The following is a 15,435-nucleotide window of genomic DNA, read 5'->3' on the forward strand; positions in this document are numbered from 1 at the left end:
AGAAAAAACAACAAAATCCTCTTTGTTTTACTCGTATCTTCCTCTCTTTTCTCGTATGATTAATTAAAATGAAATTTGAGGAGAGAAAATGGTGAAGTCATTTATTCTTACTTTTTCGAAAAAAGTTTTTTCTAAGAAAATCAGCCTTATTTTATTAGTTTTGTTATTCATCTATATTGGTGGGATCATTTACGGGGTTTATCGACCTCTTCCTCACGAAGATCTCTCGTTTCAAGGGGACGAACATTTAATCGAGAGCCCCACTTTTTTAACAGATGTAAGCTATGAAAAAGACGGTAGCAGAGTGTATGAACATGATATTTTTGATTATTCATTCAAAGTGATTGATGAAGCTGAGGAGTTAATCGTTGTTGATATGTTTTTATTTCATGATGTCTATGATGAAGGGGATTCGTTTCCTCCCTTAACAGATGAATTAACAGATGCATTGATTCATAAAAAGCAAAATCATCCTTCCATTGAGATCGTCGTCATTACTGATCCTGTTAATTCGATGTATGGTGCTTACGAGCCCGAACATTTTCTTAATTTAAAGGAAGCAGGCATTCCTGTTGTCGTGAGTGAACTAACACCTCTTCGTGATTCAAACCCCCTCTATTCTAGTGCTTGGAGACTCATCTTGAGATGGTTTGACTATTTGAATTGGACAGGCTTACCTCACCCACAAGGATCCAATGGTGAAGATGTAACGATTCACTCTTATTTGACAGCCTTAAACGGAAAAGCAAACCATCGAAAGCTTATTATTACTGAAAAAGAGGCGATCGTGAGCTCAGCGAATCCGCATGATGCGAGTGCTCTCCATAGCAATGTAGCTTTCGCTGTTAAAGGAACTATTATTAATGACTTACTACAGACCGAGCAAGCTGTCACAGAGTACTCTGCAAACTTAGCATTACCAACAGTTGACTACACCGACAACCATGGAGATCAGGTGACAAGCCAAGTTCTTACTGAGGGGAAAATTCGTGAAAAACTATTAGAATTGCTCAGTGAAGCAAGCTCAGGCGATACGATTTGGATTGCTCTTCTTTATTTATCAGAACGAGATGTGATAGGGGAATTACTAGACGCTTCTGAGCGAGGAGTAGATGTGAAGATTGTTCTTGATCAAAATATTGAATCTTTTGGGCAAGAAAAGAATGGGTTGCCAAATAAACCCGTTGCAGAGGAACTCATTTCTAAATCAGATGGAAAAATTGACGTTCGTTGGTATGAAACAGAGGAAGAGCAATATCATCCTAAGCTGTTATTTATCGACGGGCCTGATAAAAGTCAAATAATAAGCGGATCTGCTAATTTTACAAGAAGAAACTTGCGTGATTTAACGTTAGAAACAAGCTTATTTATTGAAGCTCCAACAAACGACGCTGTCTCAACAGATGTTCGAGAATATTTCACAAGAATTTGGACCAATGAAAATGGAATTTATACTACTGATTACGAGACACACAGTGATGATTCTCTTTGGCTTAGAGCACTGTATCGGCTTCAAAAATTAACGAACACATCAACTTATTAATCGTTTCTCCTTTATTCTGCTTGCCCGTGAAAACTACTTTAGACTATCTAGTATATACTAGATAGTCTAAAGTACAGGCTTGCAGCTGCTAGATTTAAAGAAAATCCTCCGCTGTATTTTTCTATTAATGGACATAGAGTTGTTGAATTTTGGTCATTTACATGTAATAACGACTTTCATATCTAATCTCCTTCTCACTCAAAGTTGTCATATATACTTCTTTGTGAAAGAAGGACGGACTCCCGCTTAATTCTTTCATAACTGATGTATCAAAAAACGAGAGACATAACATCGTTACGCCTCTCGTTTTTCTATTTTCCTACATATACTTATAAGCAGACTTACCATTCTTTTTGACATCGTACATATTATGATCAGCTATTTTTAATAAATGCTGAATGGACTGATCTTCCTTCTCTTCTCTTCTACTTATCCCTATACTCATTGTTAGATTGATAGAGTGATTGTCGATTGTAAAGGGCTCTTTCATGAGCGACATGATTCTTTCAGCAATGACTTCCACCTCGCCATCTGTTTCCGCCCAATAATCTACAATGACTAGGAATTCATCTCCACCCATTCTAATAATGGCATCTGAATCACGCATATTTCGGTTAAGCCTCTTTGCAAATTCAATTAATACTTGATCGCCAACATCATGGCCATAAGTGTCATTTATTGATTTAAAATCATCGATATCTATGAAAAGAAAAACTAGATCTTTTTCAACATTTATTTCTTCTGATCGAATTCTTTTTAAATAATTTCGGTTATAGAGACCTGTTAAACTATCTATTAAGGTTGTTTGCTCTAACTCAACAACATAACTAAATAAAGAAGCCATCGCTTGTAAGAGTCCAATATGCGTATCATTTAACTCCAAATCCTGTCGATCCATTGCACAAATCGTCCCATAACATTGATTTGTACTCGTCATGATCGGCACACCAATAAATGAACAGGCTCCTAGCTGACTGGTGATATCCATATCTATCGAAAGCGGATGCGTTGTTGTATCTGAGATGTACAGATATGATGAGCGATTTTGAAGTACTAAACTACAATAGGATTGCATGAAAGGTATCGCTTCACCTTCTTTAACGATCTGTTCATCACGATTAAATGCTCTAATAATCGTATTATCTAGTCCATCATTGGTGGCAATGAATAAGGTATTCGTTCCAATAAAATCTTTAAGTACAGTCAAAATACGATCAGCTGCTTCGTCTAACGAACGATATGTAATCATGAATGGCCCCCAATCTATTGCTCTAATGGACATATATTTGTTTAAATGTTATATCATCCTTATCGACACCAAGAACCTCTAAAAAAGCAAATACATCATTAAATGTATCAACTGGGTATTGTGTTTTACACATATTCATAGTCATTTGATCGATATCATTTTGAAACTGCTTATCTTCTGCAAGATTCTTTTCTAGCTTAAATAGCAGACCGAGCACCTCATTGTCTTTTTCAAATGTTACATGACGATCACTTTGATTAAAATAAACAATCATTGGCACTTGAGTATAGGGATGAATAAAATGAGCTTTGTAAATGTTCATGATCCTCCTCCTCTGCAATATTCATTATGTTCATCATACAAAATCATCAAAAAGAATCAAGACATTTGACTCTCAATTACCATCATTTTAATTTTAACTACTAGCCATTTGAATCATTTTCCGATTTATTTCTACCCTTTTATCGATCATTTGATGTGCTGGAATCGCCGCACTAAAGTAAAATCCTTGAATGGTATCACAACCATGTTCACGAAGTAGCATCACTTGCTTTGCTGTTTCAACCCCTTCCACAACAACATTCAGCTCAAGTAATTTGGACATGTTGATAAGGGTTGAGATCATTGCTTCCGCTCTCTTATCAGTCATGATATCACGAACAAACGAACGATCAATTTTAATCGTGTCAATCGGCATCTTACGTAATTGATCAAGTGAACTATAGCCTGTCCCAAAATCATCAATACTAAGTCTTACTCCTATTTTCTTTAGTTCTTCCAAAATTAACGTTGTACTCGTTTGATCAATAACCATAGTTTCGGTGATTTCTAGCTCTAAACGGTGTGAATCAAGATTATTTTTACTTAACTCACTTTTAATCTTTTCAATTAAATTATGTTGAAACAATTGCAGCATTGATAAATTGATTGAGACAGAAGGGATATTCGCTTCTTGGTCGATCCATTCTCTCATTTGACGACACGCTTGCTCAATGATCCAGTCGCCAATCGAAAGAATTAAACCCGTTCGCTCTGCTAATGGAATAAATTCATTAGGCGGAATAAATTTTCCACTTGAATGTTTCCAACGCAAAAGCGCTTCCACACCAACTATAGCATTAGTTGTTACATTTACTTTAGGTTGATAATAGACAAGCAACTCCTTACGTTCAATTGCCTTTCGTAAATCAGCTTCCAAACGCAACATTTCATTCGTTTTGGTCACCATCTGTTCTCGGAAGAAAGCATAGTTAAGTCGATGCTTTTTGGCATAATCAAGAGCAAAGTGAGCATTCTTCTCAAGCTCTCCCAACTTCCGTCCATCCTCAGGGTATTTCGCTATACCAATTGAAATCGTCAGGAAAAATTCATACTGATCAATGTGTACAGGTTCTTCTAATCGTTTAATCAATCTTTTAAACATCGTTACTGTTTCCTGTTTCGTTCGGTTTACTTCATCGATCACAGCAAAACGACTATCACTCACTCTTGCTACATATGTTTCTGGAAAAAGAGAGGAATGAAGGCGCTCAGCTAGTAGCTTTGTGACTTGGTCAGCTAATAGTTGTCCGACATGCTCCCTAATAAAATTCAGCCGACTCACTTTGATCATATAAAGTGAAAATGCAGGCGTTTGATCTGCCCTCACCTTTTCAGCAAGTGTATATTTCAGCCCTTCATAATTAGCAAAATCTGTTACAGAATCATGAAAAACAAGATAACGAACTTGCTTATTCGCTTTTTCTTCATTCGTTATGTCTGTAATCATACCTCCTAATCTTACTAACTCCCCATTAGGCGAATAAATCGGATAAACTTGTTCACGCACCCACTTAACGCTCTGGTCCTTATGAATAATACGGTATTTTACCGTTAAGGTTTCTTTTGCCTTTATCCAATCCTGCCATTCTTCAAAGCGGCCTTTCACACGGTCTTCGAGATAAATCACATCATACCAAAGATTCGGCTGCTCAATAATTTCTTCGACGGTATATCCATATAAGTCATAGACATAATTTGATATTTGAAGCATTTCATTCGTCTTTGCATCCTTCAACCAAATAATTGCATCCACTTCCTCATATAGGCTTTCTAGTTGGTCTTGAAATTCATCCCGTTCTCGAAGTCTTTTAAAGAACATAATAGAAAAAGGAATAAAAGCAGAAATAAACAAGAAATCTATTAAATAGCTAAACCATCTTAGGTTTAATCCAAATAAAGGGATAACATAATAATTTAGTAAATGTAGTAATAAAATAAAACAGATCAACATCATTAAATGATAGATGGAAAGTTTGTAGCGTGGTCTCTGCATGATTATCCCTTCTTTCCTTCCTTGCTATTACAAGATACCTTTTCCAATATTAATATAACTTTTCAATCATTCGACAAAAACCATCATAATCCTTCTTTCTCATTTTATAAAAAAGAGTGACTCTTCACAAGGCCTTATATCACCTCATTTTTTGAGCTTTTAATGGAAGTGATCAGTAGTCATAATTGCCTCGATACACCCTTTATTATCTACTTATTTATTTTTTTAACATATTTTCAATAAATCTCGAAATCAAAAATGGGGTTATATTAGTAAAATAGGGAGTGTATAAACGCTCGGTCCATTTATGTGCATCTTTCCCAAAAGGGCCAATATTCACAGTGCTCATATTCAATCGCTTCATCGCATCAAACGGTAAATGATAACCTTTCCCAAGTGCAGGCATTTCTTTTGTTAATGTGGCTTCGAGTGTTTTTGAACCAGACAACCGACTATAACTGACATCTGATAACCCACTAAAGTAAGCTTTTTCAACTATCGTTTCTGTGTATTCCATCTTCGCCCACTGAATTAATTCTCGCACTTCTTTTTTTAGCCGTTGATCAAGTTGGCTGAAATTATTTAACTGAACAGATGGATAAAATGGTGGTGCAAGCAATACGATATAAAATGGCGCTTGGTCTTTGAAGAAAGTCGCTAATACTTGAGCCATGGCAATCGTTAAATCCCTTGAATCTCCTCCAGCCTGCTTAACGCTTACTGCTACTTCTTTAAAAGCCTCATCAATCTCTCTTCCGAATCGTCGCTTCCCCTCTTCAAGTAGTTCACCATATGAATAAACCGTTGGCTTCGCTGGTTTCCTTGATGTCATTTCCACTGCTGCATACCGCTGCTCTAACTGTTTATGAATCCGTTCAGCACAGGAATTTGCAGCCTTTTTAATTTTTAAAATGACATCCTCTGCTGTCTGCTTAATTACAAGTACGTTTAAAGAGGCATAAGCAAATAGCGGTGTTTGCACGTCATACTCTTTCTTTAAATCAGCTAGCCTCAAAATCGTGGGCAATGGTGATTGTTCTCCGTCTACGTTTTCTTGAAACTCAGCAGCCAGCTCCAATTCTGAGACCACTTCCGCGATCATCCATGAAGCATTTACACCTGCTAATGGTTCACCTACATGAGTTTCTAACCCAACAGCACAAACAAACGGCAACATTTTCCCAGCTGATCCAGTGTAAATATAATTCGTCTCATCTCCTGGATAACTCGAAAAACTTGGCTCCGAACAAACCCCAATCATATCTTCTATATGGTGATGATCTTTCCAATCTGCTAACCAATTGACAGCTGAAAGCATTCCTTCAGAATTCCTCTCTTCATCAGGTACGGATAAAACGATGATATTGACTGGAAGCTGCCTTTCAAGCGCATCACCGAGCACAGCTAATTGGGCAACTAGACCAGCTTTCATATCCATTACCCCACGCCCAGCTAGCCAGTCTCCGCTTTCAAGCTCCTTTTTCACTTGATCTGGGAGCTCTTCCTTCTTCAGCACCTCTGTGTATTTCTCTATATCAAAAATAAACGGCCGATTTCTCCCTGTATCCTCTACACCAACTACATCAAAATGACTAAGAAGGACAAATGCTTGCTTACTCTTTTTATCCCCTTGATAAATAGCCGCGACACTAAAACGTCCTAAAGAATCATCTGGAATCGGAATACGCGTAATTTTTTCTGGCTGCTGCCGAAAATACTCATGCTCTTTTAATACATGAACCAACTCTTCACCCATTCGTTTTTCTCCGTCCGTTCCAACAATGCTGTCAATGCTAACCAACCTCTTAAGTAGTTGCATCATTTCCGTTTTCGTTCCCCATTGACCTTGCATACCATTCACCTCGACATTACGACTTATTAATCTTTACCCTAATTTCCATCTATTTATTTTATTCCCACAAAAGAAAATGCACTACCTGTTGCTTTAGAATAAAGTTTAATCAAAACACTTCAAAAACCTCTATCTTTTTCTAAAAAAGTTTGATCATTTTCTGTGCTTGTTCTTCAACAAAAGATATATGTTAGTCGAAGAAAAAAACGATGCTCTGGATAAAATAATTAATTTTCTTACTTTTTATAAAAACCGATTTTTTTGCTGATAATGTTCAATTATTTTTAATTTTTTAATCAAAATCCGAATGATAACCATTTACATATAATAAAAGTTCGTTTATAATTAATTTGTGTTTCCATAAATCATTTAACATCATTCGTATATTCTTAGAAATATGGTCTAAGAGTTTCTACTAGGAGCCTAAAAATCCTAACTACGAATGGGTGGGATTACTCTACCCATTTGTAGTTAGGATTTTTTGTCATTTTAAGATTTTGACGAACATTGCTATTAAAATTATTCTTTAAGGAGTGTATATCATGGAAAATGTATTTGATTATGAAGATATTCAGTTAATTCCCAATAAATGTGTGGTTAACAGCCGTTCTGAGTGTGATACCACAGTAACACTAGGAGGTCGTCAATTTAAACTTCCTGTTGTGCCAGCTAATATGCAAACAATCATTGATGAAAAAATTGCTCTTTATCTTGCTGAAAATAATTATTTTTATATTATGCATCGTTTTGAGCCAGAAAAACGGCTGTCATTTGTAAAGGAAATGCAGACAAAAGGGTTCTACGCTTCAATTAGTGTTGGAGTGAAAGATGAAGAATATCAATTCATTAAAGAACTTGCAAAGGCAGAGCTTACCCCTGAATTTATAACGATTGACATTGCACATGGTCATTCAAATGCTGTCATTAATATGATTTTTTATATTAAAAAATACCTACCCGAGAGCTTTGTCATTGCAGGTAACGTTGGTACCCCTGAAGCTGTGCGAGAACTTGAGAATGCTGGTGCTGATGCGACAAAAGTTGGAATTGGTCCTGGTAAAGTATGTATCACAAAAATTAAAACAGGATTCGGGACTGGAGGCTGGCAGTTAGCAGCACTTCGTTGGTGTGCAAAGGCAGCAAGTAAACCGATTATTGCTGATGGTGGAATACGAACACACGGTGATATAGCCAAATCAATCCGTTTCGGCGCATCGATGGTCATGATTGGCTCCCTTTTTGCGGGACATGAAGAATCACCAGGAGAAACCATCGAAAAAGATGGAAAATTTGTTAAAGAATATTTTGGCTCTGCTTCTGAATATCAAAAAGGTGAAAAGAAGAACGTAGAAGGTAAGAAAATGTACGTTGAACATAAAGGTTCCTTACAGGATACGTTAACTGAAATGGAACAAGATCTTCAATCTTCTATTTCATATGCTGGTGGAACCACTTTAGACTCCATTCGTCATGTAGATTATGCTATTGTCAAAAACTCCATTTTTAATGGCGATAAAGTATATTAAAGCGTTATTCAAAGAACGCTTCTAAAGGCAAGTAGTTTAATTTCATGGTGAGAATTAGAATGGACAAGCAACTTTACCTGCTGGTAGTAGAACAATAATAAAATCTGCTTTTAGAAAACTAACTCCCCCCCCTGATAAATCAGGGGGAAGCTAGTTTTCACTCTAAAACCGCACCCTTTAAAAAGTGCACTCCAAACTTTTACATTCGCAAAAAAGACATTTGTTTTCATTTTCCATCTTGCAACTTTCTTACCTTAAAAGGCTTCTCTCTTCAACTGTTACAATGTAAAACGGAGAAAGCTTTTGAGTAAATGGTTGTCCGATATTACGGCACATCATGTCCCATTGAACTATGTAAAATACTAAACCATTGATCAAGTGACATTTGGTGATCTAGAGCAGCCACTGCTCGCATAATCCTATCAGCTTGACTTGATCCAATAATTGGCATCACTTTAGCGGGATGACGTAGTAGCCATGCATAGGCGACTTCATCAATAGAAGAAGCACCAATTTCATCCTTCACTTGCTCAAGTGCAGCGCGAATACGTTCGCTTTTTTCATTTTGATTTGTGAATAATTTCCCTCCAGCAAGTGGTGACCAAGCCATTGGCGGCATCCGATGTTCAAGACACGTATTCAACGTTCCATCATCGATATTTTCAAGTTCATAAGGAGATAGCTCAACTTGATTCGTCACGAGCTTCTCATCAAGATAAGATTGTAGCATCGTTAGTTGGTGGTGTTTAAAGTTAGACACCCCAAAATAACGTACTTTCCCTGCTGCCTTCAGCTCTCTAAATGCTTCAGCTACCTCTTCAGGATTCATGAGCGGATCAGGACGATGAATAAGCAAGACATCGATATAATCCGTTTGCAAACTTTTTAGTGACTGTTCAGCTGAGGCAATAATATGAGCCTTTGTCGTATTGTAATGATGAGATTTGTGAGCTGGCCGATTCGGTGATTTTAGGACAATCCCACATTTCGTCACGATCTCAATTTTGTCACGCAAGGAAGGCTCAAGCGCTAATGCCTCACCGAAACGCTCCTCACACGTATAACTCCCGTAAATATCAGCATGGTCAAAGGTTGTAATACCTTGATCGAGTGCAAATTTAATTAATTCAAGCGTTTCATGCTTCGTTTGATTCCATTCTGACAATCGCCATAGTCCATGAACAAGGCGAGAGAAAGTTAAGTCAGACGCTAGCTGTATGCGTTCCATTGATTTCTTCCTTCCTTTAGTAAGACTTTTACCATTATAAATGATTGCATGTTATATCACCTATTTTCTTTTCAAAAATTCTATAATGAATGCCTATTTCTATTAAGGATAAGCTCCACTTCCGCTTATACACAATATGATATTGAGAAATTTAAAAGAAATGGGTGAAAACATGTTCAAAAAGAAAAATAAAGACACACGCCAAATGTTACCTTACGGGACAGCGCAGCCTTTTTATCCACTTGGACAATTCCAACCATACGGACAGTTTGGATATGGTTATGGAGACGATTACTATGGTCAATCTTGGCAGCAAGGTATGGCTGGACAACAGATGCCTACTTGGCAACAAGGTATGACGGGGCAACAGATACCTGCTTGGCAGCAAGGTATGACGGGACAACAGATGCCTACTTGGCAGCAAGGCATGGCTGGACAGCAGACTCCTTCCTGGCAGCAAGGTATGACGGGGCAACAGATGCCTACTTGGCAGCAAGGTATGACGGGACAACAGATGCCTACCTGGCAACAAGGCATGGCTGGACAGCAGACTCCTTCCTGGCAGCAACCTATGACGGGGCAGCAGATGCCTTCCTGGCAACAAGGCATGGCTGGACAGCAGACTCCTTCCTGGCAACAAGGAGTTCGAGACCATGATAGTATAAGCGATCAGGACTTTGAGACCTTAAATCCTTATTATGAGTTTCCAAGAAATCAAATTCCTTACTAACCTTTTTTAATGGTGTTTCTGATTAAAAGTTGGTTAGTTCTTAGTTGGTTAGGAACCGAACAAGACTGCTCCATCCTAGGTTGAGAGCATCGACTCATGAAAGCTTTGTTAGCAAACATCGTTCAAGTCAAGTAGCCTGAACGGTGTTTGCTATGTTTAGTCGATCTATGAACTTTAGTTAAACAACTCATCATCTAAATACTTCTTCATAATTAAAAAAGTTTGTTCTCGAATCGTCTTCTCTTCGTTTAAAAGCTGATGACGACCGTCCTTCATTAGGACAAACAAGCTTCTTGGATAATGCGGTATCGCCCACTTTAACCCGAAACGATCATCAACGGTATGATCTTGATCTCCTTGAATCATTAAAAAGGAAACCATACTCTTTTTCTGTGTCTGGTTTTCCTTTATAGCCGTTTCAAGAGCATATAGCCAATCGAGCGGCAAAACCTTTTCTTGCAAGGGATCATGTCGAGTAAATGTCAGATATGATTTATCTCCTGAATTTCGAGTAAACTTCCGTTTGAGCTTGCGCAAATATGGTTTACCAAGTTTCAACAAGATTCTGGAGATCTGCCATAAGTGGGGGCGAAATAATGGTGAAACGAGAACAACCTTGTCAAAACAATTCTTATGCTCCTCAATAAAGGCTAGTCCAACAGCAGCACCTGTACTATGAGCAACAAGATGAAGAGGACGCTGGCAATCTTGCAGCACCTTCTCCCAAACGGTAGCAAGTGAGTCTGTATAGGTCGAAAAAGCATCAATTGTCGCTCGTTCTCCACTCGAGAGCCCATGACCAAGTAAATCAAAACAGACAACAGTATAGCCATCCTTTATCAAAAAATGAATCGTTTTGCTCAATGATCCTGCATGATCAAGATAACCATGAAGCAATAAAACCGTGCCTTTAGAAAAAGGCGGTGTAAAGCTTTGAACAAATAGCTGATCATCAGCTTGAATATAACCATATTGATAGTTACAGTTTGGAAAATGGAGAGCATAAAAATCTAAATAATGTTTGATATGACCATTCAGCTTATCAACCTCGATCCCGTATTGCGGTTGATAAGACCGTATCATCTCTAATGATTGTTCAAGCCGAGCCGTGTTCATACTCCACCCACCTGTTCAGTAAAAAATAATGCCATAAATATTTGCTGTTAATTTATTAGCTCTACGCTTTCCTACGATATATGCGTTATCATGCCACATCTGCTGCTCAAACATGTGACATTAGGTATCAGCTTTTTTTATATAAAGATAAATGTAATTATATTGTAAACCGAATATCCATATTAGCTACTACCAAAAAAAGAAAAATTTGAATTAAACGATATAATCAATTTGCGTTAAAGGGCTCTAAATACAAATAGCCCAAGTTCATTACTACTGTACCAGGTTCTTTTTAAACAATAAAATGACCCCTGCTAGTGTCGTTCACAGGAGCCTAAGTATATTATTAGGATAAGGTGCAATCGTCCAGTCCTATCTAGTGGTTAATGTTGACCATGTTTCCTCTAGCCATTTATCAAAGTCAGCACCTTTGTCTCCTTCATACGTATCATACAAATCAAGTCTCATCTTTTTAACTTTTTCTTTGAAGTCTTTATATGAATGATTTTCAGGTAAACTCTTCTTTATTCTCACCAGGATTTTTTTTGTTCCTTTTATTAGTTCCCCGTTCTTGCGTTCAGGCATCGTCACCTTTTCACCCAAGGCTTGAAGTTTACGGTAAGCAGCTTCCTGCACTTTATAAACAGAATCTCCTATCATACTATGCTTTAATAATTCAATCGTCTGTTTGCTTTTCCACTGACCTAACTCTTCTACCGCATCCAAACGCTCTCTCCAATTAGATGTTCGATTAATCGATTTTTTTAACCCATCAAAATTCTCTGGTAAATCTGTTCTTGTTTCGTTATTACCCAAATTATCCAATCCCCTTCATATCAGAAACTTTCACTAAAAAACTCTTAAATACTATTGTACCAGTGAACTACCCACCACTTCAAGCACCCTTACAAGTGCTTGAAGTGGTGGGTTCTTGGGTCGTCTTTCCTTCTAGCGTACTTTTCGCCTCGGATAGCTTTGAAGCAGATTGGCTTGCAATAATAACCTGTGCCGATTCATTGAGAAAGGCCTTAGCCGTGGATAATCCAATACCAGAAGTACCTCCGACTACAACCACACGTTTTCCACTCAATGACATAGGAATATCCTCCATAGATGTTCTCTTTGATTTAACCACATCATAGTTTAACCACCTTATCTGCTTGAATACAAACAATAACACGTATTTTTCTAAAGCATGTATATGTGCTCCCCTCGGCATAGACAAAAAACATCACCAGAATTTTGGCGATGTTGGAGTAACAATCTACTATATGAAAGCAGACGAAGCTATTATTTTCAGCAAAAATCACATAACGGTTGAAAGCTCATCGGCAATTTGAGCAATTTGTTCATAGGTTTTTTTGAGTTCATTAATAGACACCGAATTATTTTCAATTTTTCTGGAAACATTTTTCATCATTTCTACCATGACGGATAATGAATGTAAAATCTCCTTTAATTGATCTGAAATATCAGTCGCAGAATCTTTACTTTTCTCAGCCATCTTTCGCACTTCATTAGCAACGACGGCAAAGCTACGACCATGTTCCCCTGCTCTAGACGCTTCTATAGAGGCATTTAATCCAATTAAGTTAGACTGGGTTGCGATGTCTTTAACAAAAGAAGCCACGGATTGAATCTTTGCTACATAATTGTTAACTATCTCTGATTCTTTATTGAGTGCTTCCATATCGTTCACAATGGTTTCAGAAGCATCGTGAACTGTATTCGTACTTGCGGTCATTTCCTCGACAAGAGCAGTAAATTCAGCAATACTCTTCTGCAAAACTGCCTGGCGATCCGTAATGTCTGTTGCAATCTTCACAACAGCCTGTACTTGACCATCTGAAGCAAAAACTGGAGTATAAAAAGCTTCAAGCCAGAGTACCTGTCCATCTTTTGAGATCCGTTTCACTTTATCATGAAAGGCCTTGCCATTACGTAAATCCTTCCAAAAATCCATATATTCCTGGCTATTTCTGAATTCAGAAGAACATAATTGCCTATGGTGCATACCCTGTATCTCTTCAATTTTATACCCCATCACCTGAGAAAAATTATGATTGATCCACGAAATATTCCCCTGTGGATCAAAAGTAATCATCGCAAACGATTGCTCCATAGCATTAAACATTTGTTTTTGGTCAAGTACTGGCTGATCTACTGTCATCTCCTTATCCCCCGTTTCCTCTATTAACGATTAATGCTATATTTTGAAAAACTAAGAAATATTGTTCTATATAAGTCTTGAATATTGGAAAATACCTATCATTTTAAAAATTCATTATCATAAATATGTATTAATTTTAATATTACTACATATTTCTGTTGTTTTCGACATGTAAAAACACTCAATGGCATACTTACCTCGAGCATTTTTAGTAAAAACATTGGATTCCCAACAGCAAAGTCCGCCATTTGTTATTTCTTAAATCCGAAACAGGTTTAATATAAAGAGTTGGATTTGTACTTTCCCTCCTCCACCTTATCAATCTCTGTAATCCGACCACTGATATCGGGTAGTGCCATTCACATAGGTAATTCAAACATCAAAGCATCTACCCGTTTTCTTGAATAACCGTAAGTCTAATAAAAGTACGTTTTATTATTTGTTTATCCTGAAAAGGTGTTTTCTGTTCATTTGGAGAATTAGAACATTAGTTTACGTATAAAAAGATAGGAGGGATAATTAATGAAGATTGCTTTTATTCTTTTCGAACAGGTCACTTCTCTCGATTTTGTGGGTTTCTATGACGGGGTTACGAGACTTAAAAGTATGGGATTTATTGATGAACTAAGTTGGGATTTATGTGGTTATGACGAGCAAGTAAACGATGACCGTGGAATTACATACAAGATGAATACTCCCGCCACTTAATTTCTATGAAATTTGAAGTGGGGGTTTCTGGGGTATCGACTTAAAAAATGACGATTAACCACCAGTGGAGTTGACACATCGGTGTGCTGAAAACACCCAACCCCGCTATCCCGTTGAGTCCTGCCTTCGGGATTACGTTTATTTTAATATATTTGATGTTGGTTGAAATAATGAATCAACACAAGTAAACGCTTTTTCAAATACTTTTCTCATGATGTTTGCAGCGCCATTTACGTCAGCATTAAGAAGAGTTCCGTTCTTCGAACGGTAAAGACCGCGTTTAATACGCTTACCTGAAAATGATTTTTTCGAATCGTTCTCACTATAAACAGGGATTTCATCATTATCAAGAAAACTAGCTTTTGAAGTGTAGGACTCTTCGGTCACAATCACTTTGATTCCATGTCTTTCAGCCTTATAGGTCATCATTTGAATCAAAAGACTGTGCGGAATCGAAACAAATGATTGGTTGTTCTTTTTACCCATATTCGAGTTTTGTTTCCAGTCTTTGTTTTGACCAATAATGATGGTGTCGATATCTTCTTCTAAAGCCATTTGTTCGATTTGACAACTTGCTTTATGGAATAAATCCTTCATTTGATTGAAACGTTTATGGTTGATCTTTTCTAAACGTTTGGATGTAAATGGTCCTTCTTTTGGATTTTTCCCATGACGAAGAATACCCATATAGTGAGCTTTTAACTGGTTATATCGTTGATTAATGGATTTAATGTTTTTGCCCTTCACTAATACAGGTCTTCGACCTGTGTTTGTGACGATGGTTGCAAGGTTATCAATCCCTAAATCAACAGACATATAACGCTGTTTTGATTCTTTCATTTCTTGTTCTGAAGGAACTTGAAAAATCAACTCAACGATGTAGTGACCGTACTTTGGGTTAACACGAACTTGTTTCAGTTTCCCTTCTGTAAAACCTAGTTTACCAATGTTCAAACGTTCTTTCGTTTTGGGAAACTTCAAAAACTTGTTTTCCTTCAT

Annotated in this window: 14 protein-coding genes and 1 riboswitch; of the genes, 4 read left to right on the top strand and 10 right to left on the bottom strand. The window is 37.3% G+C overall.

Annotated features, from left to right (window positions below; all coding sequences use genetic code 11):
• Positions 1-91 precede the first annotated feature (91 nt).
• The gene (locus IQ10_RS17485) at positions 92-1,543 is read left to right on the top strand and encodes a phospholipase D-like domain-containing protein (protein WP_242009875.1); all 1,452 of its coding nucleotides are present in this window, start codon (positions 92-94) and stop codon (positions 1,541-1,543) included.
• Positions 1,544-1,862: 319 nt separating this feature from the next.
• Here IQ10_RS17485 and IQ10_RS17490 read toward each other — a convergent pair whose 3' ends face one another.
• The 4 genes from IQ10_RS17490 to IQ10_RS17505 all read right to left on the bottom strand — a co-directional run bounded on the left by IQ10_RS17490 (position 1,863) and on the right by IQ10_RS17505 (position 6,958).
• The gene (locus IQ10_RS17490; RefSeq protein WP_158640074.1) at positions 1,863-2,792 is read right to left on the bottom strand and encodes a sensor domain-containing diguanylate cyclase; all 930 of its coding nucleotides are present in this window, start codon (positions 2,790-2,792) and stop codon (positions 1,863-1,865) included.
• Positions 2,793-2,814: 22 nt separating this feature from the next.
• Positions 2,815-3,114, bottom strand: a complete 300-nt coding sequence (locus IQ10_RS17495; RefSeq protein ID WP_144451761.1) for a hypothetical protein — start codon at positions 3,112-3,114, stop codon at positions 2,815-2,817.
• 93 nt (positions 3,115-3,207) lie between these two features.
• Positions 3,208-5,106, bottom strand: a complete 1,899-nt coding sequence (locus IQ10_RS17500) for a putative bifunctional diguanylate cyclase/phosphodiesterase (RefSeq protein ID WP_144451762.1) — start codon at positions 5,104-5,106, stop codon at positions 3,208-3,210.
• 217 nt (positions 5,107-5,323) lie between these two features.
• Positions 5,324-6,958: a M20/M25/M40 family metallo-hydrolase gene (locus IQ10_RS17505; RefSeq protein WP_144451763.1), complete on the bottom strand. Its 1,635-nt coding sequence runs from the start codon at positions 6,956-6,958 to the stop codon at positions 5,324-5,326.
• Between the two features lie 359 nt (positions 6,959-7,317).
• A riboswitch (purine riboswitch) is annotated at positions 7,318-7,417 on the top strand.
• A gap of 83 nt (positions 7,418-7,500) precedes the next feature.
• On the opposite strand from IQ10_RS17505, the gene guaC reads away from it, so the two are divergent.
• Positions 7,501-8,484, top strand: coding sequence for a GMP reductase (gene guaC, locus IQ10_RS17510; RefSeq protein ID WP_144451764.1), 984 nt, complete (start codon positions 7,501-7,503; stop codon positions 8,482-8,484).
• Positions 8,485-8,809: 325 nt separating this feature from the next.
• On the opposite strand, the gene IQ10_RS17515 is transcribed toward guaC, so the two are convergent.
• Positions 8,810-9,712, bottom strand: a complete 903-nt coding sequence (locus IQ10_RS17515; protein WP_144451765.1) for an aldo/keto reductase — start codon at positions 9,710-9,712, stop codon at positions 8,810-8,812.
• 172 nt (positions 9,713-9,884) lie between these two features.
• On the opposite strand from IQ10_RS17515, the gene IQ10_RS17520 reads away from it, so the two are divergent.
• Entirely contained in the window at positions 9,885-10,442 is a 558-nt protein-coding gene (locus tag IQ10_RS17520) for a hypothetical protein (protein WP_144451766.1), read from the top strand.
• Between the two features lie 174 nt (positions 10,443-10,616).
• Here the strand turns inward: IQ10_RS17520 and IQ10_RS17525 are convergent, their stop codons facing one another.
• The 4 genes from IQ10_RS17525 to IQ10_RS17540 all read right to left on the bottom strand — a co-directional run bounded on the left by IQ10_RS17525 (position 10,617) and on the right by IQ10_RS17540 (position 13,728).
• On the bottom strand, positions 10,617-11,558 hold the full coding sequence (locus IQ10_RS17525; RefSeq protein ID WP_144451767.1) for an alpha/beta fold hydrolase: 942 nt from the start codon (positions 11,556-11,558) through the stop codon (positions 10,617-10,619).
• A gap of 372 nt (positions 11,559-11,930) precedes the next feature.
• Positions 11,931-12,374, bottom strand: coding sequence for a HEAT repeat domain-containing protein (locus tag IQ10_RS17530; RefSeq protein ID WP_144451768.1), 444 nt, complete (start codon positions 12,372-12,374; stop codon positions 11,931-11,933).
• Between the two features lie 79 nt (positions 12,375-12,453).
• A complete protein-coding gene (locus IQ10_RS17535) occupies positions 12,454-12,654 on the bottom strand; it encodes an SDR family NAD(P)-dependent oxidoreductase (protein WP_242009876.1) in 201 nt (66 codons plus the stop codon).
• Between the two features lie 210 nt (positions 12,655-12,864).
• Complete coding sequence (locus tag IQ10_RS17540; RefSeq protein WP_144451769.1) at positions 12,865-13,728, bottom strand: methyl-accepting chemotaxis protein; 864 nt, start codon at positions 13,726-13,728, stop codon at positions 12,865-12,867.
• Positions 13,729-14,250: 522 nt separating this feature from the next.
• Here IQ10_RS17540 and IQ10_RS17545 point away from each other — a divergent pair.
• Positions 14,251-14,436: a hypothetical protein gene (locus IQ10_RS17545; protein WP_144451770.1), complete on the top strand. Its 186-nt coding sequence runs from the start codon at positions 14,251-14,253 to the stop codon at positions 14,434-14,436.
• A gap of 138 nt (positions 14,437-14,574) precedes the next feature.
• On the opposite strand, the gene IQ10_RS17550 is transcribed toward IQ10_RS17545, so the two are convergent.
• On the bottom strand, positions 14,575-15,435 hold an 861-nt coding region (locus IQ10_RS17550; protein ID WP_144451771.1), incomplete at its 5' end, for an RNA-guided endonuclease InsQ/TnpB family protein.

The organism is Halalkalibacter nanhaiisediminis (assembly GCF_007830185.1).
Classification (GTDB): domain Bacteria; phylum Bacillota; class Bacilli; order Bacillales; family Bacillaceae_D; genus Halalkalibacter; species Halalkalibacter nanhaiisediminis.